This is a genomic window from Burkholderia sp. MSHR3999 (assembly GCF_000833595.1).
GTDB classification, from domain to species: Bacteria; Pseudomonadota; Gammaproteobacteria; order Burkholderiales; family Burkholderiaceae; genus Burkholderia; species Burkholderia ubonensis.
In genome coordinates this window covers 1,926,410-1,945,256 of the sequence record NZ_JRFO01000007.1, presented here as the reverse complement: position 1 = coordinate 1,945,256, position 18,847 = coordinate 1,926,410, and the positions used below count along the sequence as shown (strand labels likewise).

General features: G+C 66.8%; 20 protein-coding genes and 2 pseudogenes. 11 read left to right on the top strand and 11 right to left on the bottom strand.

The genetic code is table 11. From position 1 onward, the window contains the following. Positions 1 to 2 precede the first annotated feature (2 nt). Both KY49_RS36585 and KY49_RS31975 read left to right on the top strand, forming a co-directional pair. Positions 3 to 791 carry a hypothetical protein gene (locus KY49_RS36585; RefSeq protein WP_231636593.1) on the top strand — a complete coding sequence of 263 codons (789 nt, stop codon included), beginning with the start codon at positions 3 to 5 and terminating at the stop codon, positions 789 to 791. Positions 792 to 801: 10 nt separating this feature from the next. Continuing rightward, positions 802 to 1,029: a hypothetical protein gene (locus tag KY49_RS31975; protein WP_042588286.1), complete on the top strand. Its 228-nt coding sequence runs from the start codon at positions 802 to 804 to the stop codon at positions 1,027 to 1,029. 257 nt (positions 1,030 to 1,286) lie between these two features. Here the strand turns inward: KY49_RS31975 and KY49_RS31970 are convergent, their stop codons facing one another. From KY49_RS31970 to KY49_RS31950, 5 genes are all read right to left on the bottom strand, one after another. Continuing rightward, positions 1,287 to 1,682, bottom strand: a complete 396-nt coding sequence (locus tag KY49_RS31970) for a type II toxin-antitoxin system VapC family toxin (RefSeq protein ID WP_042588895.1) — start codon at positions 1,680 to 1,682, stop codon at positions 1,287 to 1,289. Next, positions 1,679 to 1,918 carry a type II toxin-antitoxin system Phd/YefM family antitoxin gene (locus KY49_RS31965; protein ID WP_011659184.1) on the bottom strand — a complete coding sequence of 80 codons (240 nt, stop codon included), beginning with the start codon at positions 1,916 to 1,918 and terminating at the stop codon, positions 1,679 to 1,681. The genes KY49_RS31970 and KY49_RS31965 overlap by 4 nt, the downstream gene beginning before the upstream one ends. 124 nt (positions 1,919 to 2,042) lie before the next feature. Next, positions 2,043 to 2,726, bottom strand: coding sequence for a Fe2+-dependent dioxygenase (locus KY49_RS31960; RefSeq protein WP_042588285.1), 684 nt, complete (start codon positions 2,724 to 2,726; stop codon positions 2,043 to 2,045). Then, a complete protein-coding gene (locus KY49_RS31955; protein ID WP_042588284.1) occupies positions 2,723 to 3,478 on the bottom strand; it encodes a tetratricopeptide repeat protein in 756 nt (251 codons plus the stop codon). The genes KY49_RS31960 and KY49_RS31955 overlap by 4 nt, the downstream gene beginning before the upstream one ends. 3 nt (positions 3,479 to 3,481) lie before the next feature. After that, complete coding sequence (locus KY49_RS31950) at positions 3,482 to 5,719, bottom strand: TonB-dependent receptor (protein WP_042588283.1); 2,238 nt, start codon at positions 5,717 to 5,719, stop codon at positions 3,482 to 3,484. A 309-nt stretch (positions 5,720 to 6,028) separates the two neighbouring features. Between KY49_RS31950 and KY49_RS31945 the strand changes: the two genes are divergently transcribed. Beyond that, positions 6,029 to 6,268, top strand: coding sequence for a FitA-like ribbon-helix-helix domain-containing protein (locus KY49_RS31945; RefSeq protein ID WP_042588282.1), 240 nt, complete (start codon positions 6,029 to 6,031; stop codon positions 6,266 to 6,268). Then, positions 6,265 to 6,692, top strand: a pseudogene (locus KY49_RS31940) (type II toxin-antitoxin system VapC family toxin). The gene KY49_RS31945 and the pseudogene KY49_RS31940 overlap by 4 nt, the downstream one beginning before the upstream one ends. Positions 6,693 to 6,775: 83 nt before the next feature. Here the strand turns inward: KY49_RS31940 and KY49_RS31935 are convergent. The 5 genes from KY49_RS31935 to KY49_RS31915 all read right to left on the bottom strand — a co-directional run bounded on the left by KY49_RS31935 (position 6,776) and on the right by KY49_RS31915 (position 11,239). Further along, positions 6,776 to 7,093 (bottom strand): hypothetical protein, encoded by a 318-nt coding sequence (locus tag KY49_RS31935; RefSeq protein ID WP_042588281.1) that lies wholly within the window; start codon positions 7,091 to 7,093, stop codon positions 6,776 to 6,778. 144 nt (positions 7,094 to 7,237) lie between these two features. Continuing rightward, positions 7,238 to 8,533: an aspartate carbamoyltransferase gene (locus KY49_RS31930; protein WP_010089460.1), complete on the bottom strand. Its 1,296-nt coding sequence runs from the start codon at positions 8,531 to 8,533 to the stop codon at positions 7,238 to 7,240. A 115-nt stretch (positions 8,534 to 8,648) separates the two neighbouring features. Next, positions 8,649 to 9,221 (bottom strand): hypothetical protein, encoded by a 573-nt coding sequence (locus KY49_RS31925; protein ID WP_042588893.1) that lies wholly within the window; start codon positions 9,219 to 9,221, stop codon positions 8,649 to 8,651. Positions 9,222 to 9,410: 189 nt separating this feature from the next. Continuing rightward, positions 9,411 to 10,352, bottom strand: coding sequence for a DMT family transporter (locus KY49_RS31920; protein WP_042588892.1), 942 nt, complete (start codon positions 10,350 to 10,352; stop codon positions 9,411 to 9,413). 86 nt (positions 10,353 to 10,438) lie between these two features. Next, positions 10,439 to 11,239, bottom strand: coding sequence for an AraC family transcriptional regulator (locus tag KY49_RS31915; RefSeq protein WP_042588280.1), 801 nt, complete (start codon positions 11,237 to 11,239; stop codon positions 10,439 to 10,441). Between the two features lie 169 nt (positions 11,240 to 11,408). Between KY49_RS31915 and KY49_RS31910 the strand changes: the two are divergent. Together KY49_RS31910 and KY49_RS31905 are read left to right on the top strand one after the other, a co-directional pair. Then, positions 11,409 to 12,234: pseudogene (locus tag KY49_RS31910) on the top strand (molybdenum cofactor biosynthesis F family protein). After that, the gene (locus KY49_RS31905) at positions 12,231 to 13,034 is read left to right on the top strand and encodes an SDR family oxidoreductase (protein WP_042588279.1); all 804 of its coding nucleotides are present in this window, start codon (positions 12,231 to 12,233) and stop codon (positions 13,032 to 13,034) included. Before KY49_RS31910 ends, KY49_RS31905 begins: the two are co-directional and overlap by 4 nt. A 17-nt stretch (positions 13,035 to 13,051) precedes the next feature. On the opposite strand, the gene KY49_RS31900 is transcribed toward KY49_RS31905, so the two are convergent. Continuing rightward, positions 13,052 to 13,726 carry a dihydrodipicolinate reductase C-terminal domain-containing protein gene (locus KY49_RS31900; protein WP_042588278.1) on the bottom strand — a complete coding sequence of 225 codons (675 nt, stop codon included), beginning with the start codon at positions 13,724 to 13,726 and terminating at the stop codon, positions 13,052 to 13,054. A gap of 216 nt (positions 13,727 to 13,942) precedes the next feature. On the opposite strand from KY49_RS31900, the gene KY49_RS31895 reads away from it, so the two are divergent. From KY49_RS31895 to KY49_RS31875, 5 genes are all read left to right on the top strand, one after another. Beyond that, entirely contained in the window at positions 13,943 to 14,656 is a 714-nt protein-coding gene (locus tag KY49_RS31895) for an SDR family NAD(P)-dependent oxidoreductase (protein WP_042588277.1), read from the top strand. Positions 14,657 to 14,769: 113 nt separating this feature from the next. Continuing rightward, positions 14,770 to 15,471, top strand: a complete 702-nt coding sequence (gene creB / locus KY49_RS31890) for a two-component system response regulator CreB (protein WP_042588276.1) — start codon at positions 14,770 to 14,772, stop codon at positions 15,469 to 15,471. A 16-nt stretch (positions 15,472 to 15,487) separates the two neighbouring features. Beyond that, positions 15,488 to 16,942, top strand: a complete 1,455-nt coding sequence (creC, locus tag KY49_RS31885; RefSeq protein ID WP_042588275.1) for a two-component system sensor histidine kinase CreC — start codon at positions 15,488 to 15,490, stop codon at positions 16,940 to 16,942. Positions 16,943 to 17,053: 111 nt separating this feature from the next. After that, positions 17,054 to 18,457 carry a cell envelope integrity protein CreD gene (gene creD, locus KY49_RS31880; RefSeq protein ID WP_042588274.1) on the top strand — a complete coding sequence of 468 codons (1,404 nt, stop codon included), beginning with the start codon at positions 17,054 to 17,056 and terminating at the stop codon, positions 18,455 to 18,457. A gap of 100 nt (positions 18,458 to 18,557) precedes the next feature. Next, complete coding sequence (locus KY49_RS31875) at positions 18,558 to 18,755, top strand: oxidoreductase-like domain-containing protein (RefSeq protein ID WP_042588273.1); 198 nt, start codon at positions 18,558 to 18,560, stop codon at positions 18,753 to 18,755. Positions 18,756 to 18,847: the final 92 nt, after the last annotated feature.

The following is an 18,847-nucleotide window of genomic DNA, read 5'->3' as shown; positions in this document are numbered from 1 at the left end:
TAGTGGAAGGTCAGAATAAAGCAGCCCAGGAAGGCAGCTACGCGACGCAACAAACGCATCGTATTAAGAGCGACGTTCTTGAAAAATCGATTGCCTCCTTTGAGGCCGCTGCGACAAAATTCGCCTATGACGTCATCAAGAACGAAAATACCCGAAAGCGTTATATGGCGCATATCAAGGAGGTTTCCGACGAAGTTCGGAAGGAAGTCGATGCTGGTCGTATATTTGTCAAGGAAGGAGCATCGTTTTGCAACCGAATCCGTGATCAGTTGTTTGTCGAATACCGGAGATACACGACGGCAACCGGTGTGGCTGAAGCCGAAAGGCTGAAGCTGAAGGCTAAAGGATTCGATTACTATCTCGACAGATATGCCGTTCGGGATTTCAAAAAGCCATTTTTACAGTTGACTGAAGTGGAGCGTAACAAAGTCTATTACGAGGTGATTAAATCTGCCGGCCGGCCGAATGCTGGTGTGAATGCCAAGCTCATGAAAATGCAAGCGTATAGCAAGGTCCTGATTTTGCTGTCTGCCGCGTTTGCTGCTAATGAAATATATCGTGCGGAAGATAAAATCAAGGAGCTTGCTCGACAAGGCAGCACTATTGCAGGCGGTATGATCGGTGGTGGAGTAGCCGGGTTCTATGTATCGTTTCTATGCGGTCCGGCTGAACCAATATGTGCCATCGCGACGGTCGCGATTGGAAGCGCACTGGGCGGCATGATCGGTGGCGCACTGGATGAGCTATATCAGATGGAACTCGAAATTTTCACGCGCTGGAATGCTCGTTGATAGGTCAAGTATGTCAACTATTCAGGAAATTGTCCTCTTCGTGCTGTTCGTAAGCTCAGCTGCAGTGTTACTGCTCAACGTCGCGCATACCCCGTGGATGTTCGACTACTGGAATCTGGACAACGAAATCGAGGAAGAGCCAAGCAAGCTTGACTTCCTTCGCAACCAACTAGCTTTTTATACTGCCGCAGTCGTATTGGCGGCTACGGCAAGCTACTATTTCTGGCTGACTAGGTGACTTGGTCGAGATGCAAAGGCACGTCGCGTCGTGTGCATGCCTATATGAATTTGAGGGCGCCGTGCGAGCCCTCATTTTTACCAGATCGTTGTTATGAGTCGGGTACGGCGGCAGTGTTATTCTCCTTGCTCCGGCGGGCACGGCGTTGCGCCATGCGTGGCCGGTCGTGGTCGGCTTGGTCAGACGAATCGCCGATATCGATATGCGAGCGTCCCGCGGAGGATGTGTCGCGCTTTGACCTGCGGCCCGTGTGCGGATTACCAGAGCGTCTTGACGTGAGCGTATGCGCGGATTTTTTCGTCGCGAGTGACGAGCGGTGCGCCGAGCCGCCGTGCGGTTGCGACGATCATGCGGTCCGCCGGATCCTTGTGGAATGCGCCGGGCAGGGCGGTGGACTTCGCGGCGATGTCGGCGTCGACGGGCACGAAGCGCATGCCGTCGATTTGCGCGACCGTTGCGAGCCATGCATCGACGTCCATGGTCAGCGCGAGGCGGTCGTTGCGCACCAGCATCGCGATTTCCCATGCGGAGATCGCGGACGCGGCAAGTGTGCCTTCGCCCCGCGCGCGATCGATCGCGCTTCGCGCCTTCTTGCTGAGCGAAGGGTCGCCCGCCACCCACCACACCAATGCATGCGTATCCAGCACGATCACCGCGATGCCTCCCAATCATCTTCCGCAATCGGATCGAGGGGATTGTCGTAGCGCATGACCGAGCCGCGCAATATGTCCAACGGCTGAGCCTCGCGTGCGTGGTACGGCCGGATCTCGAGCGTCGGCTTGCCGTGATCGGTGACGATCAAGCTTTCGCCCGACGCTTCGACGAGCCGGAAGTATTCGAGTGCGCGAGCCTTGAATTCGGATTTCGAAACGGGAGCGTGCGGCATCATAGTATGAGCGTGGTCATATGACGATGGTCATTTTAGGCCGGGCTTCGGATCGGTGCAAGCAACGGGATCTCGACTTCGTGGTCGGGGCAGAGCAGCTTGTTTTTGGGGAGGTTCCGGACGCGCCTTACGCGTCCGCCCACTTCCTCAACAGGTTGTGATAAATCCCCGTCAATGAAATGACCATCGGGTCCTTCGCGCCCATCTCGACAGAAAGCGCCTGAATCTGCGTATCGAGCTGAAACAGCAGCGTGCGGTCGGCATCGTCGCGCACCATGCTCTGGATCCAGAAGAACGACGCCACCCGCGCGCCGCGCGTGACCGGCGTCACCTGATGCAGGCTCGACGCCGGATACAGCACGAGATCGCCGGCCGGCAGCTTCGCGCGATGCACGCCGAACGTGTCTTCGACGCACAGCTCGCCGCCGTCGTACGCATCGGGCTCTTCGAGAAACAGCGTCGCCGACAGGTCGCTGCGCACCCGGAAGTCCGTGCCGCGCAGCAGGCGGATCGCGTTGTCGACGTGCGCGCCGAACGCCTCGCCGCCCTCGTAGCGGTTGAACAGCGGCGGAAACACCTTGAGCGGCAGCGCCGCCGAAAAGAACAGTGCATTGCGCGCCAGCGCATCCTGGATCGCGTCGCCCACCGCGCGCGCCGCGGGCGAGCCTTCCGGCAGCTGCCGATTGCGTTTCGCGAGCGCGGACTGCGTGCCCGACGTCGCGTTGCCGTCGGTCCATTCCGCCTGGTCGAGCGCCTCGCGGCATTGCGCGACCTGCGCCTTGGTCAGCACCCCGGGAACATGCAGCATCATGATGCGAACTCCTGATCGTCCGGCTGCAGCCGTGCGGCCGCCTGCCGGAACGCGTCGAACGGCGACGCGGCGAGATACGCGCGCATCTTCGCGACGAACGCCGGCGTCGCGGTGGCCGGCACGCGCGCGAGCCACGCGAGCGCGTCGTCGAGGCGGCCGCGTTCCGCGAGCAGCCGCGCATAGTTGAACTGGCCGCGGAAATCGCCGGCAACGGCGGCGCGGCGGTAGTGGTCGAACGCGAGATCGGCGTCGGCATCCACGACCCAGCCGTCCTCGTAGAACCCGCCGATCAGGTTGATCGACTTCGCATGACCGAGCGCGGCCGCGCGCCGGAACCAGTCGAGCGCGTCGGCGCGGTTCTCGTCGACGCCGTTGCCGAGCGCGAGCGCGGTCGCGTAGTTGTACATGCCCCAGTCGAGCCCCGCCTGCGCGGCGAGCCGGTACCAGTACACGGCGACCGGCGCGCACGCGGCGGTGCCCCAGCCGAACTCGTAGCAGCGGCCGAGCATGTTCATCGCCATGGGATGATTCGCATGCGCGGCATGCCGGAACCACGTGAGCGCGGCCGCGGGATCGCGCGGCACGCCGTGGCCGTCGAGCAGGTACTGCCCGTAGACGGCCTGCGCGTCGACGATGCCGTGGCCGGCCGCCGCCGCGACCCACGCGGCGGCGCGCTCGGGCGGCCCGGCCAGGATTTCGGCGAACGCGCGCGGCGACACCGACGCGAGCGCCTTCAGCGACACGGCCTCCATCGATCAGTAGCGCGCGTTCAGCGTGACGAACGCCGAGCGGCCCGGCGCGATCGACGCGTAGTGCGCCGGATAGGCCTGATCGAAGTACGTGCGGTTGAACAGGTTGTTCACGTTCAACTGCAGGTCGAGCTTCTTGTTGATCCGGTATTGCGCCATCGCGTCGAAGCGCCAGTACGACGGCACCGCGCGCTGGTTCGCCGGATCGCCGAACACTTCGGACATGTAGAACGCGCCGCCGCCGACCGTGAACTTCGGCGTCACGTCGTAGTTCGACCACATCGTGAAGCTGTGCTTCGGCGTGTTCGGGAAGCGGTTGCCGTTGTTCGCGTTGTCCTTGCCGTTGTCGCGCAGCTCGCTCTTCATGTACGTGTAGCCGCCGAATACCTGCCACTGCTTCGTGATTTGACCGGCGACGCCGAGCTCGAGGCCCTGCACGCGCTTGTTGCCGACCATCGCGTACTGGTTGTTCGGCAGCGTGACGCGCGCGTTCGTCGTATCGATCTGGAACAGCGCGGCGGTGAGCGCGAGCTTGTCGTTCAGCACGTTCCATTTCGTGCCGAGTTCGATGCTGCGGTTCTTCTCGGGCGAAAGCTGGTCGGCGTTCGAGCCGACGCCGCCGCGGCCCGGCGTCAGCGACTGCGTTTCGCTGCCTTCGCCGAGCAGCATGCCGGCCGGCGTCGACGACGTCGCGTACGACGCGTAGATGCTGCCGTTCTGCGCGGGCTTGAACACGAGGCCGAGCTGCCAGTTGAGCAGCGTGTCGTCGCGCGTGTAGGTCTTGCCGCCCTTGGCGCGGGTGTCGGTGAAGCGCGTCGAGTAGTCGTCGAGTCGCAGCCCCGCGTTCACCTGCCAGCGCGGCGTCAGCTCGATCGTATCGAAGCCGTAGATCGACTTCGTCACGGTGCGTGCATGCGCGTAGTCGTTGTCGCGCGTGATCGACCCGGCCCACGGGTCGTTCGGATTCGGCGACCACAGGCTCGTGCAGTTGTAGCCCGACGCCGCGCCGATGCCCTGCTGGCAGATCTTGCCGGTGCCCGTCGCGACGGTGTACGAGTCGCGCTTGCCCCATTCGCGCGTCAGCTCGATGCCGGTCGTGAAGCTGTGCTTGAACGGGCCGGTGCGGAATTCGCCGAACAGCTCGGTCAGGTTCGCGATGCTGTTGATCGAGCTGTTGCGGTTGTTGTTGCGCCGCCAGACCTTGCCGTTGATCACGTTGCCTGAGCTGTCGTCCGGCTGCGTCCAGATGTAGTCCTGCGTGGACTCGGTGTAGCGCGTGGTGTTGCGGATCGTCAGCGACGACGTGATGTCGTGCTCGATCCTGAGCGTGCTGATGTCCGACGTCGTCTTGCGGAAATCGCGGTCGCGCAGCCCGTAGAAGTTGTGGCGGTCGACGTTCGCCGGGCCGTCGGTGACGCCCTTCGGGATGTTGAAGCCGTAGACGTACGGGATGCCGCTGTCGGGCAGGTCGTCGGTGGACAGGTGGTAGTAGCTCGCGGTCACGCGGGTCGGCGTGCCGAGGCCGAACGCGATCGACGGCGCGACGCCCCAGCGCTCGTTGTTGACCGCGTCGCGGCCCGCGACGTCGTTGTTGTGGCTCATCAGGTTCAGGCGGAACGCCGCGTGATCCGCGAACTGCCAGTTGCCGTCGGCGGTGAAGCGGCGGTAGCGGTCGGTGCCGAAGCCCGCGCTGGCCGCCGCCGTCGTGCCGAGATGCGGCGCCTTCGTGATCAGGTTGATGCTGCCGCCCGCGCCGCCGCGCCCGCCGTAGGCGCCGTCCGAGCCCTTGGTGATCTCGACGCGCTCGGTGTTGAAGATCTCGCGGGTGGTCGCGCCCGTGTCGCGCATGCCGTCGGCGAATATGCTGCCCTGCGTGTCGTAGCCGCGCAGGAACGGCCGGTCGCCGAGCGGGTTGCCGCCTTCGCCCGCGCCGAACGTGATGCCGGGCACGGTGCGCAGCGCCTCGGTCAGCGTGGTCGCGCCGCTGTTGCGGATCAGTTCCTGCGGGATCACGGTGACGGACTTCGGCGTGTCGACGAGCGGCGCGGTGAATTTCGCGGAAGCGGAGAAGTCCGCCTTGTAGCTGTGCTCGGCCTTGCCCTTGATCTCGATCGGCGCGAGATGGCCGTCGTTGTTCGCGGGGGCCGGCGGCGGCGCGCCGTCGGCGAACGCGGGGCCTGCCGCGAGCATGCCGCACAGGGTGGTGAATTTTCCGAGCTTCAGCTCGTCAGGGCGGGACTTCATCAATGCAACGACCTCGACAGGTGTGGCCCCGGAAGCGACCGCTGCGCAAGCGTGAACGCCGCCGGGGATTATTACGATTTGTTTTCAGGCGGCATTCTATGTAATTTTTTATTGAATGAGAAGCGTTCTTGTTTGCGTTTGTGCGAGGAATGTTGACAAATGTTACGGGGAGGGTTTGGGGGGCGGCTGTCCGGATGGCTAGCTGGGAAGCGGCGCGCGGCGGCGGTAGATTCTTCCTGTCGTGGCATTCTCTGGGTGACAGCAAAGTGTTAGGATGACTGCATTGAAATCAATGTGTGGGAATGCATCATGCCCGTGATAACCGTTCGGAATTTGCCTGACGAAGTCCATCGCGCCCTTCGGGTTCGCGCGGCGCAGCATGGACGCAGCACCGAAGCGGAGGTGCGTGACATCCTCGAGAAAGCGGTTCAGCCGGAAGGGCGCGTCAAATTGGGAACGTTGCTGGCGGAAATCGGGCGGGAAATCGGGGGTGTCGATCTCGACATTCAGCGCGACAAAACCCCAACCGAGCCGATGAACTTCGAATGATTCTTGTTGATACCAACGTCTTGTCCGAGCCGCTGCGGCCTGCGCCGAATGCGTCAGTGCTGGAGTGGCTCGATGCGCAGAATGTCGAAACGTTGTTTCTCGCGGCGATCAGCCTGGCCGAGATGAGATCCGGCATCGCCGCCATGCCGGAAGGCAAGCGGCGAGACTGGCTGCATCGAAGCATCGAAGCATCGAACAACGCGTGATGCCGGCGTTTCGCGGCCGGATCCTGCCGTTCGACGCGGCTGCGAGCGAGGCCTATGCCAAGCTTCGCGCCCGCGCGCGGGCGGCCGGCAGCGTGATCGCGCCGGCCGACGGCTATATCGCCGCGACTGCCGAAGCCAATGGATTGATCGTGGCGACGCGCGACGTCGCGCCGTTTGAAGCGGCCGGCCTGCGGGTGATCGATCCGTGGGCGGTGTAGTTGGGGTCGTTGGCTGCTTTTTAGGTAGTGCGTCGGTGGTGCGGATGGGGCGGAGGTCGGCGCATGGCACCACAAGTGCGGAGCTACCTCACGCCCGGAAATGAGTCGGTCCATTTCACTTCAATGTCCTCGAAGCTATCGACATACTGAATCGTGAAATCGTAGTCCGAGTCGACAAACTTCCATCTGCCGCATTCGGATGGATGGATATCAACGCGCTGGACGTAGAGATCGGGAAAGTACTTGTTGATCCGCACTTTCAGATCGGGGTGAAACTTCACGACCTTGACCCTGCCTTGCAGGTGAATGCCCTTGTACGTGCAGCTTTTGTCGAGCTTGCCCGCGCTGGCCAGGCACGGGGCCAGCAGCAGCGCGAGCGTCATCGCGGTTTTGAGTTTCATGTGGCTGGAATCGGAAAGGTGGAGCGGCACGCGCCGCAAGCGATACGTAAGTTGCGCGGGGCATTTTGCCTGATGATTCGAATGGCTGCCGGCGATTGGGTCAATCGCGTGCGTCGCTGTGCCCGTCCGTGCCGCTCGCTCCACTCAATCGATTCCGTGAAACACCGCATCCTCCGGCCCGAGGTACGCGGGCGGGCGCCACGTCGCGTCGCGCATCGAATGCTGGACGAGGTTCTCCACGCCGAGCAGCACCGCGAAGATCGCCATCCGCACCGGAATCCCGTTGTCCGTCTGTCGGAAGATCGCGAGCCGCGGGTCGCGGTTCAGGTCGACCGACAGGTCGTTCGCGCCGGGCCGGCTGTCGCGCGGCAGCGGGTGCATGATCAGCGTGTCGGGCCCGCAGACGGCGTCGACGAGCGCCTGGTTGATCTGGAAATCCGGCGTATAGCCCTCGAACGATTCGTCGGTGAAGCGCTCCTTCTGGATCCGCGTCGCGTAGACGACGTCCGCACCCTTCAGCCCTGCCGCGAGGTCGTGAGTCTGCTCGATCACGTGGCCGTTCTTCGAGATCTGGTCGACGATGTACGCGGGCATTTCGAGCGTCGGCGGCGACACGAGCGTGAACTTGAGCCCGCGGTACAGCGCGAGCAGCTTGACGAGCGAATGCACGGTGCGGCCGTACTTGAGGTCGCCGACGAGCGCGACGTGCGCGCCGTCGACGATCTTGCCGAGCCGCGAGAATTCGCGCTGGATCGTATACAGGTCGAGCAGCGCCTGGCTCGGGTGCTCGCCGGGGCCGTCGCCGCCGTTGATCACCGGCAGGTTGGTCGCGCGCGCGAATTCGGCGACCGAGCCCTTCTCCGGATGGCGGATCACCAGCGCGTCGACGTAGCCCGCCATCACGCGGCTCGTGTCGTAGATCGATTCGCCTTTCGCCATCGACGAGAACGTGAAGCCGGTCGTGTCGCACACCGAGCCGCCGAGCCGGCAGAACGCCGCACCGAACGACACGCGGGTGCGCGTGCTCGCCTCGAAGAACAGGTTGCCGAGCACCGCGCCCTCGAGCACGCGCGAGATCTTGCGGCGGCGCGCGATCGGCTGCATCACGTCGGCGACGCGGAACAGCGCTTCGACCGAATCCCGCGTGAACTGGTCGACCGACAGAAGCTGCGGCTTGCCCTCGAACAGGAACTGCTTCGCCAGCCCGTGATTATCTACGCTTTGCGTATGGCTGCCGTTTTCCGGTGCGGCGCGGCCGACGATCTCCGACACGAAGCGCTCGACGATTTCCGGCATCCCGCGCGACTCCTGCGAATCGTCGGGCAACAGCCACGTATCAAGCGCGCGGCGGCTGACGCCGATGCGGTTCGCGAACGCTTCGCGGGTCATGTTGAGGCGGCGCATCGCGTCGCGGAGGAAGGCTTGCTGGGGAACGGTCATCGGCGGCACCTCACGGGAAAATATACGCGGTGCGTATATTAGTTCGGCGCCGGCTGAAGTCAAGGAAAACTTGCGCGAGGGTGCGCGAAGCGCGGGGCGGGCAGAGACGACTGCCTCAGGCGCGATCGACGAACGCGTAGCGGTTGTCCACCTTGCGCGGCCGGAACCACACGTAATCGGGAAACAGCCGGTTGCGGACGAAACAGACGTAAGCCACGAGCGCGATCGAGATCGCCAGGCCGGCAAGCGAAGGGCCGGGGGTGGTGGCCAGGCGCCCGACCTGCTTGGGCATCTGCACGATCAGCAGCGCGATGTACGCGTGATAGGCGCCGACCCGGTGCGTCGCGAATCCCCAGATGAACAGCAGGGAGATCGGCACCGTGATCGCGAGGAACAGCCCGATCACCGCCCAGTCGCTCGAGGTCACCGGGCCGATCGTGGCGGCGTCGGTCGCGAGCGTGACGGCAACCCACAGGCTGAACAGCAACTGCAGGATGCCGAGCCCGACCAGGATGCAGACATGCAGCTTGTTGCGCCGGCAGCGTTCCGGGTCCGGGCGGGACGCGATCAGGTTCGCCAGCACGCGATCCTTGACGCCTTGTCCGGAGAGGGAGGCAAACACGTCGCTCTTCGTCGAGCCCGCCGAAAGCATGGCCGCGATTTTCGTCCTGGCTTCTTTCCTGTTCATGGTTTTCGTTTTGTTTTTCGATGGGCGCGGAGACGCGAATATTGCATCTTGCGCGATGGCGCGCAACGGTTTTTGCGCCGGACGGGCACATTCCTGCATGGCATGCGTGAGCGCGTCATGCCGCTTGGCGAGCGGCATGCGGGCGAACGGGGATGCCGGCCGTGCATGCGATTGGGTGCGCGCCGCAGGTCATGCGGACGACCGGATCGAGCGCCGCGCGCGCGACGTCGCCGCCCGCCGCCGCATCGCGCCGACCAGCACGCCCGCGACGACCAGCGCGATGCCGGCAAGCCGCGCGGCGTTCAGCGTCTCCCCGAACAGCGTCACGGCGAACAGCACCGCCGATACCGGCGCGAAGGCGGTGAACAGCGCCGCTTCGGTGCCGCTCGTGCGTGCCGAACCCGCATACCAGCACAGGTAGCCGAGCACGGTCGGCACCAGCGCGTAATAGACGACCGAGACGACCGAGACGACTGCCGCGATCGCGCCCGAGGTCCAGCCGGCCGTGGCCGCGTGCCATTCGAATGCCGCCGGCACGAGCGCGAGCGCGAAGCCGAGCCCGGACATCGCCGTCGACAGCGTCAGCGGCGCGAGCGGAACCGCGAGCCGCCGGTTGAGCAGGATGAACACGGCTTCGCATGCGACGGCCGCCAGCACCAGCGCGTCGCCGGCCAGCGCCCGCATCGACGGCGCCGCATGGCCGGGCGTGAACGTGACGAGCAGCACGCCGGCCGTTGCCAGCGCGGCGGCGGCCCAGTCGCGCGGCGTCTGCCGCTCGCGGAGCAGGACGGCCGCGATCAGCGTCGACATCGCCGGCAGCGTGCCGAGCATCACGCCCGCGTCGAGCGGCGACGACAGCCGCGTGCCGCAGATCAGCAGCACCGTGTAGCCGACGCCGCCCGCCGCCGCCTGCACGACGAGCAGCCCCGCGTCGCGCCGCGACAGGCGCGGCCAGCGCAATCGTTGCGCGCGCATCAACGCGAACAGCAGCGGCGTCGCGATCAGGAAGCGCAGCGCGGTCGCGGTGAACGGCGGCAATCCGCCGGCGGCGAGGCGGCTCGCGATGACGGTGCTGCCGACGCCCGTCATCGCGGCGGCGAGATAGAGATAGCCGATCAGTCGTGTCTTCATGCGCCGCATCGTCGCGTGACGGGGCGGCGCACGTCTTGAACGAAATTGCAGCGTGCCGGCGCGCGACTCGCCACGCGCTGCATCGCCTATCGCATCGCCTGTGCGAACTGTCCGGGCGTGATCCCGAACTGGCGCGCAAACGCGCGCGTCAGGTGGCTCTGGTCGGCGAATCCCGCTTCGGCCGCGGCGTCGGCGATCGGGTGGCCGCGCGCGAGCAACGCACGGGCGAGGCGCGCACGCGACTGGATCAGGTACGCGTGCGGCGTGATGCCGAGTTCGCGCGCGAAGCCGCGCAGCAGCTGGAAGCGGCTGACGCCGCTCAAGCCCGCCAGTTCCGCGAGCGCCACCGGCGCGGCGGGCGCCGCATCGAGCCGTTCCCGCGCGGCGCGGATCGCGGGCGTGGCGCCGGGCGCGGGCAGCGCGCGGTTCGCGTGCCGCGCAAGCAGCCCCGCGACGAGCATCACGAGCGCTTCGTCGCAGGCGAGCGACGTGCCGTCTTCGTCGCCGACGATGCGCGCGTAGAGCCGGCTCACGGCGGCGGCCAGCCGCGCGTCGCGCACCGCCGGATGCGCGAGTTCCACTTCGCCGAGCCCTTCCTCTGCCGCGACGCGCGCGATCAGTTCGGGCGCGAGGTACAGCATCCGCCAGCTTCGGCGTGCGTCGCCGCCGAGCGGCGCGCCGTCGTGCATCTCGCCCGGGTTGACCATGATCGCGTCGCCGGCCTGCGCGTCGACCTGCCCGCGGCCGCTCCACGACCGGTGCGCGCCGCTGACGATCACGCCGACGCCGAATTCGTCGTGCGCGTGACGCGGGAACGCGCGGTCGGAATCGAGGCTGATCGCCTCGACGCCTTCACAGGTGCGGCGGTAATGCGTGACACGATGCATGTGTGCTCCTCGCGCGCCGGCCCGGCGCGGATCAGACGCACTTTAGCGCGTTCAGGCGGCGCGCGCAGTTCATCCGTTCGGCCGATACCGCACGCCGCGCATTGCAAGCACCATGTCGGACGAGCAGCGTACACGGCCCGCCGGGCCTGAAGCTGCACGGGAGACGGCAGTGGAACGACAGGATCCGTTATTCATCCAGGTGGGCGCGCTCGCGGACGGTTTCGCGCCGGACGCGAACGTTCTTGCGCCCGCCGGCGCGCTCGCGGGCGAGACCCTTGAACTCGACGATGCATCCGGCGCATCGCGCGTCTATACGTTCGGGGCGCGCACGCTGCAGTGGCGCGACGCGGCAACCGGCGAGGAGGGCCATGAGCCGTGCCGCGTGACGCAGCTGCGCAGCGGGCTGGTCTTCGTCGACTATGTCGATTCGGCCGCGCGCGCGACGTCGGTGAGCCTCGTGATCGACACGGACCGCGGCGTGTGGACGTCGGTGACCGGCACGCTGCCGACCGAGGCGGACACGCGCATCGACGCCTTCACGCGCGTCGTGCACGGGTTGCCGCTGACCGGGGTCGCCGTCGCATTCCGGCACGGCACGATCGGCGGTCATGCGCAGCCGGGGCCGCTGCATGCGCCGACCCGTGAGCTGATCGGCAAGCGGACGATGTATCGCTACAGTCCGACCGAATGCTACGAGCACATCTACCTGAACGAGCACTTCTATGCATGGCAATGCCTGGAAGGCGTCGAGCGCGGGCTGGCCGACGTGGACCGCTGCCACTATTTCAAGCTCGCGGACGCGCTGTACCTGTTCGTGTGGCGCGAGAAGGTGGTGCCGACGCTCGGCGTCGTGCTGATCGACCTCGCGCAGCGCAAGACGGACGGCAAGATCTTCGGCTATCAGGGCGAGGATTTCGGTTCGCTGTCGAATTTCCCGGTCGGCGCGCATGCTGAACGAAACCGTGCATCCGTGCGGCGGCGAGGCCGGGCAATGAGCGCCGCGCTCGGCAGCGGCCGGCTGAACGCGGATTTCGCCGGACGGGGCGTGCTGGTCACGGGCGCCGCGCAGGGCATCGGCGCGGCGATCGCGCGGCGCTTCGCGCAGGCCGGCGCGGCCGTGGCGCTGGCCGATCTGCAGCAGGAGGCTGCCGCCGCGCAGGCGGCGGCAATCGCCGAGGCGGGCGGAACGGCGCGTGCGTATCACGTCGATGCGGCGAGCCGCAACACACTGAACGCGCTCGTCGCGGCGGTCGAGCGGGACGGCGGGCGGCTCGACGTCGTCATCCACAACGCCGCGTACTTTCCGCTGACGCCGTTCGCAGGGATCGACGAAGCGCTGCTCGAACGGACGCTGGCCGTCAACCTGTCCGCGCTGTTCTGGCTCGCGCAGGCGGCGCTGCCGGCGTTCGTTCGCGCGGGGGCGGGGCGGCTGCTCGTCACGTCGTCGGTCACGGGGCCGCGCGTCGCGTTTCCGGGGCTCGCGCATTACGCGGCGTCGAAGGCGGGCGTGAACGGCTTCATTCGGGCGGCGGCGCTGGAGCTGGCGCGCAGCAACGTGACGGTCAACGGCGTCGAGCCGGGGATGATCCGGACGCCGGCGGCGGACAATCTCGGCGGCGCATCGGTCGCGGCGCGGATCACGCGCGACATTCCGCTCGCGAGAATGGGCGAACCGGAGGATGTCGCGAATGCGATGCTGTTTCTCGCGTCAGCGGATGCGTCGTACGTGACCGGGCAGACGATCGTCGTCGACGGCGGCGCGACGTTGCCGGAGAGCGGGACGGTGCTCGCGTGAACAGGCCCTGGGCGCGGCTACAGCCAGCCGTTGCGCACGAACTCCATCACCGGATAGCGGCGATTTTCGAGCGCGTGGCGGCCCACCGCCTCGACGATGCGCGACACGCCGTCCGCATAGGGCGACGCACCGTAGACGCGCGATTCGAGCTGGAGGCTGCAGGCGCCGTCCTCGATGCGGACCCGGTGATACGCGTGGCGGCCAAGTTCGTCGTCGGGAATGTGCAGTTCGCGGCGCTGCACGTCGGGGTCGCGCACCGAGCGGATGTCCTGCGGCTGCAGGCCGAGCGATCGGCCGATGCCGACCGCGGTGCCGGGCACGGACGTCTTCGTTGCCTGGTGCGATTCGACGAGGCTGATATCGCAGTTGCGAAACAGGTGACCGCTCGTTTCCAGCATGCTCATGAACTTGAGCATCAGGATATTGGTGTTCGGGCACAGCACGATCGGGAAATCGTGAGACCCGGTTTCGAGATCGGAGCCCGTGGAAAGCTCGACGAGCGGCGAACCCGTCGCGCGGCAGAAGGCGATCGCGGCGGGGAGTTCCCGGCCGGACCCCGCGTGCACGACGATCGATGCGACGTCCGCTCGCGCGCTGTCCGACCACGACACGACCTGATACGTGTTGTCCAGGTTGTGCGAGCCGAGCAGCTCGGTTGCCAGCTTGCCTGAACCAACGACGACGACTTGCATGTGATTGACTGGATGAGATTCGATGAACGACCGGGCGTTTCGCGCACCGTTGCCTTGACGGTTGAAGCAATTCGGTGCGCAAGCGGGCCGATTTGACCGACGCATTATGCCCGGACATCGGCGCGCGCGCCGGCCGGCGGCGCGCCCGCATGCCAGAATGACCGAGGGCGGCGCGCGTATCGTGCACCGCAATCAACCAGCCAGGAGGTGGAAGCGATGGAAACCGGCATCAACGGATCGGTGGTGGCGATCACGGGCGGCTTTGGTCATCTCGGCCTCGCAACGGCGGCGTGGCTGGGCGCGCGAGGCGCGCGCATCGCGCTGATCGGGCGGGGCGCGGCGCCGGCCGCGGAAACGCTGCCGGCGGGGCTCGCCGGCGCGCGCTGCATCGGCGGCGCCGACCTGGTCGACGAGCAGGCCGCCGTGCAGGCGCTCGATGCCGTGCAGCGCGAGTTCGGCCGGCTCGATGCGCTGCTCAACATCGCGGGCGCGTTCGCGTGGGAAACGGTGGCCGACGGCGACGTCGCCACCTGGGACCGGATGTATGCGCTCAACGTGAAGACGGCGCTGAACGCGTCGAAGGCGGCGCTGCCGCATCTGCTGCAGCGTCCGTCGGGCCGGATCGTCAATATCGGCGCGGGCGCGGCGCTCAAGGCCGGGCCCGGGATGGGCGCGTATGCGGCCGCGAAGTCCGGCGTCGCGCGGCTGACCGAAGCGCTCGCGGCGGAGCTGCGCGACACGGGCGTGACGGTCAACGCGATCGCGCCGAGCATCATCGATACGCCGCAGAACCGCGCGGACATGCCCGATGCGGACTTCACGCGCTGGGTCCAGCCGAGCGAGATCGCGGCGACGATCGGGTTCCTGTTGTCGGCGGATGCGCAGGCGATCCGCGGCGCGTGGATTCCGGTGAGCGGCCGGGTCGAGTAGGCCGGCGCCGCGTCGCGCGCCGGTACGGACACCCGCCGCCGGCGTTTTTCGATGGGCCTGCTGACGCCGTGCGTAAAATACCGGACCGCATAGTGCGAGCAGACCCGAAAACAATGAATCAGCCCAATATCCTGGTGGTCGAAGACGAATTGGCCATCGCGGACACGATCGTCTACGCGCTCGGCACGGACGGCATGCAGACCGTGCACTGCACGCTCGGGCATGCCGCGCTCGAGCGCTTGCGCGAAGCGCGCTTCGATCTCGTCGTGCTCGACGTCGGGCTGCCCGACATCAACGGCTTCGAAGTCTGCCGGACGCTGCGCACGTTCACGGACGTGCCGGTGATCTTCCTCACCGCAAGGCACGACGAGATCGACCGGATCGTCGGGCTGGAAATCGGCGCGGACGACTACGTGGTCAAGCCGTTTTCCCCGCGCGAGCTGGCCGCGCGCGTGCGGGTCATCCTGCGCCGGCTCAACCGGCCGGCCGCGCAGCCGCGCGCGCAGGGGCCGGGCACGCCGGACGTGGCGGCAGGCTTCGCGCTGGATGCGGACGGCGCGCGGCTCGCGTGGCTCGGCCAGACGCTGAACCTCACGCGCTACGAATTCGGCCTGCTGGCGCTGCTCGTCCGGCATCCCGGGCGCATCTATTCGCGCGACCAGCTGATGGACCTCGTGTGGCGAGACGCGCTCGACACGACCGACCGCACGGTCGACACCCATATCAAGACGTTGCGCGCGAAGCTGCGTGCAATCGATCCGGCGCGCGACCCGATCCGCACCCATCGCGGGATGGGCTATTCGCTGCAACCGTAACGCGGGCCATCGACTCATGCACATCGGACTGCGGATCTTTTTCGGCTTCTTCCTGATCGTCGGCCTCGCCGCGCTGATCACGCTGCGGGTGTTCGTCCAGGAAGTCAAACCCGGCGTCCGGGAGGCGATGGAGGACACGCTGGTCGACACGGCCCAGGTGCTCGCCACGCTCGCCGCCGACGACATGGCCAGCGGTCACATCGGCGACGGCGCGTTTGCCCGGCAGCTCGAAAAGCTGCATGCGAGCCCGCTCCGCGCGAATGTCTGGGGCATGCGCAAGGACACGATCAGCTATCGCATCTACGTCACCGACGCGCACGGGATCGTGCGTTACGACTCCGCGGGCAAGGCGCTCGGCAAGGACTATTCGCGCTGGAACGACGTCTACCGGACGCTGCGCGGCGAGTACGGCGCGCGCAGCACCCGCGCGGACCCGAACGACGAAAGCAGCACCGTGATGCACGTCGCCGCGCCGATCCGCAACGGCAACGCGATCATCGGCGTGCTGACCATCGCGAAGCCGAACCAGGCCGTCGCGCCGTTCATCGCGCGCAGCCAGCGCAAGATCATGCAGTACGGGGCGCTGCTGATGGGCGGCGCGATCCTGATCGGCGTCGCGTGCACGTGGTGGCTGGTGCTCGGCCTGCGCCGGCTGCAGCGCTATGCGCGCACGATCGCGGCGGGCGAGCGCGCGGTCATGCCGCTGCAGGGCGCCAACGAACTCGCGGAGCTCGGGCGCGCGGTGGAGAGCATGCACCGGCGCCTCGAGGACCGGCAGTACGTCGAGAACTACATCCACACGCTCACGCACGAGATGAAGAGCCCGCTCGCGGCCATCAGCGGCGCGGCCGAGCTGCTGCAGGAGGAGATGCCCGTCGCGAACCGCCGGCGCTTCACGGACAACATCCGTCACCAGGCCGGCCGCCTCGAGCACATGATCCGCAAGCTGCTCGCGCTGGCCGAGGTCGAGCAGAAGCAGCGCCTGTCGGCGCACGAAACGGTCGCGCTCACGCCGCTGCTCGAACAACTGCTGGAGGATGCCGAGCCGCGCGCGCGCCAGTGCGGGGTGACGCTGCAACTGGAGCGGCCGTCGGCGAGCGGGGACGCCGCGGTCGTGGCGGGCGATGCGTTCCTGCTGCGCCAGGCGCTCGGCAACCTGCTGGAGAACGCGCTGGATTTCGCGCCGCGCGGCAGCGTGGTCAAGGTCGCGCTGGATCGGCAGGCGGCGGGCAGGACGCACGTCATCGCGATCCGCGTGACGGATGACGGCCCGGGCATTCCCGACTACGCGATGGCGCGCGTGTTCGAGCGGTTCTATTCGCTGCCGCGACCGGACGGCCGCGATCGCAGCACGGGCCTCGGCCTGTGCTTCGTGCGCGAGGTCGCGATGCTGCACCACGGCAGCATCGCGCTCGCCAACCGCGCGGAAGGCGGCGCCTGCGCGACGCTGACGCTGCCGTCGGCGGGCTGAGCCCCGGAGCCTGCTTCACGTTCGCCACACATTCGCTTCACGTCCGCTTCGGCGGCGCTTCACCCGACACGATCATGCTGAGCGGACTGTTCCACTCCGGTATCCGCTCACATGAATCGAGTCCTGTTGTTCAAGTCCCTGATCACGGCGTGCCTCGTGCTGCTCATCCTGATCCCGCTGCATCTGGTGAGCAGCATCGTGCAGGAGCGCGCGTCGTACCGCGAAGACGCGTTGAGAAGCATCTGGTCCAGCTATGCGGGGCCGCAGACCATGACCGGGCCGATCCTGGTCGTGCCGTACACGGAAGTCACCCGCATCCGGACCGAGGCGGCGCCCGGCCAGCCGGCGAGCGAGCGCGTGCAGACCGAAGCGAAGCGCCTGCTGGTGTTCCCGAAGACCCTGAGCGTCAAGGGCGGACTTGCGACCAGCGTCCGCTACCGCGGCATTCACAAGGCGCTGGTGTACGACCTGCAGAGCCGCTGGGAGGGCACGCTCGCGTTGCCGGACCTGAAGCAGCTGCAGCAGTCGGCCGGCCACGTGAGCTTCGCGATCGGCAATCCGTACCTCGCGTTCGGCATCAGCGACATTCGCGGCCTGATGGCGCAGCCGGTGCTGGTTCTCGGCGGCAAGCGGCTGACGATGGAGCAGGGCGCGCAGCTCCCGAGCCTGCGTCAGGGCGTGCATGCGGACGTCGACCTCGGCGCGTTCCCCGCCGCGTCCTCCGCCGCGTCCGCCGAAAACGTCGTGCCGTTCAGCATCGAGCTGCCGCTGTTGGGCGCGCAATCCGTTGCGTTCGCGCCGATCGCCGACCAGAACGATTTCTCGCTGAAATCCGCGTGGCCGCACCCGAGTTTCGACGGCGCGTTCCTGCCGCGCACCCGCACCGTCGATGCCGGCGGCTTCGCGAGCGCATGGAGCCTGACGTCCTTCAACACGAAGGTGCGCGAGCAGATCGCGGCGGGCAGCGGGGACGAGGCGCTCGAAGCCGCCTCGGTCTCGCTGATCGAGCCGGTCAACGTCTATCTCGAAGCCGAGCGCGCGACGAAGTACGGGGCGCTGTTCGTGATGCTCACCTTCGCGAGCTTCTTCATGTTCGAGCTCGTGAAGCGGCTGCGCATTCACCCGATCCAGTACCTGCTGGTGGGCCTGTCGCTCGCGCTGTTCTTCCTGCTGCTGCTGAGCCTGTCCGAGCACATCGCGTTCGAGTACGCGTATCTGGCGGCGAGCGGCGCGTGCATCGGCCTGCTCGGCTTCTACCTGTCGTTCGTGCTGCACAGCGTGAAGCGCGGGGCCGCGTTCGCCGGGCTGCTGGCGCTGCTGTATGCCGCGCTCTACGGGCTGCTGCTGTCGGAAGACAATGCGCTGATGCTCGGTTCGCTGCTGCTGTTCGCGATTCTCGCCGGCATCATGACGCTCACCCGGCGCATCGACTGGTATTCGGTCGGCGCGGCGTGGCAGCCGCTGGCCGACGAGCCGAAGGCAGGCGCAGCGAAGCCGGACGCGCCGGCGCAGTGATCGCGCGCAATCGAGGGAAGCGGCCGGCCGGGATCGTCCCGGCCGGCAGGTCGCGCGGCATCCACTTATACTGGGTGTTCCCCGTCACTCAATCAGCGCCGTGCCCAAGCCTGCCTCTCCGGATTCGTCCGCCGACGATCCGCGTCCGACCCCGCCTCAGCAACCGGAACTCGAAGACTGCTGCAACAGCGGCTGCTCGCCATGCATCTTCGACCTGTACGAGGATGCGATGGAGCGCTATCGCGTCGAGCTGGCCGAATGGGAAGCGCGACAGGCGAAACGCAAGCGGCGGCGGTGAGCCGCCGGCTCACGCGGTCACGTTCAGCCGCCGCCGATATGTGCTGAGATCGCTGGAACGACTCGTCTATATCGACGATTTCTTCATCCGCG

Bases quoted from the DNA above. Each gene is read 5' to 3' on its own strand.
- KY49_RS31975 (WP_042588286.1), top strand. From the start codon at position 802: ATGTCAACTATTCAGGAAATTGTCCTCTTCGTGCTGTTCGTAAGCTCA.
- KY49_RS31965 (WP_011659184.1), bottom strand. From the start codon at position 1,918: ATGATGCCGCACGCTCCCGTTTCGAAATCCGAATTCAAGGCTCGCGCA.
- KY49_RS31960 (WP_042588285.1), bottom strand. From the start codon at position 2,726: ATGATGCTGCATGTTCCCGGGGTGCTGACCAAGGCGCAGGTCGCGCAA.
- KY49_RS31955 (WP_042588284.1), bottom strand. From the start codon at position 3,478: ATGGAGGCCGTGTCGCTGAAGGCGCTCGCGTCGGTGTCGCCGCGCGCG.
- KY49_RS31950 (WP_042588283.1), bottom strand. From the start codon at position 5,719: ATGAAGTCCCGCCCTGACGAGCTGAAGCTCGGAAAATTCACCACCCTG.
- KY49_RS31945 (WP_042588282.1), top strand. From the start codon at position 6,029: ATGCCCGTGATAACCGTTCGGAATTTGCCTGACGAAGTCCATCGCGCC.
- KY49_RS31935 (WP_042588281.1), bottom strand. From the start codon at position 7,093: ATGAAACTCAAAACCGCGATGACGCTCGCGCTGCTGCTGGCCCCGTGC.
- KY49_RS31930 (WP_010089460.1), bottom strand. From the start codon at position 8,533: ATGACCGTTCCCCAGCAAGCCTTCCTCCGCGACGCGATGCGCCGCCTC.
- KY49_RS31925 (WP_042588893.1), bottom strand. From the start codon at position 9,221: ATGAACAGGAAAGAAGCCAGGACGAAAATCGCGGCCATGCTTTCGGCG.
- KY49_RS31920 (WP_042588892.1), bottom strand. From the start codon at position 10,352: ATGAAGACACGACTGATCGGCTATCTCTATCTCGCCGCCGCGATGACG.
- KY49_RS31915 (WP_042588280.1), bottom strand. From the start codon at position 11,239: ATGCATCGTGTCACGCATTACCGCCGCACCTGTGAAGGCGTCGAGGCG.
- KY49_RS31905 (WP_042588279.1), top strand. From the start codon at position 12,231: ATGAGCGCCGCGCTCGGCAGCGGCCGGCTGAACGCGGATTTCGCCGGA.
- KY49_RS31900 (WP_042588278.1), bottom strand. From the start codon at position 13,726: ATGCAAGTCGTCGTCGTTGGTTCAGGCAAGCTGGCAACCGAGCTGCTC.
- KY49_RS31895 (WP_042588277.1), top strand. From the start codon at position 13,943: ATGGAAACCGGCATCAACGGATCGGTGGTGGCGATCACGGGCGGCTTT.
- creB (WP_042588276.1), top strand. From the start codon at position 14,770: ATGAATCAGCCCAATATCCTGGTGGTCGAAGACGAATTGGCCATCGCG.
- creC (WP_042588275.1), top strand. From the start codon at position 15,488: ATGCACATCGGACTGCGGATCTTTTTCGGCTTCTTCCTGATCGTCGGC.
- creD (WP_042588274.1), top strand. From the start codon at position 17,054: ATGAATCGAGTCCTGTTGTTCAAGTCCCTGATCACGGCGTGCCTCGTG.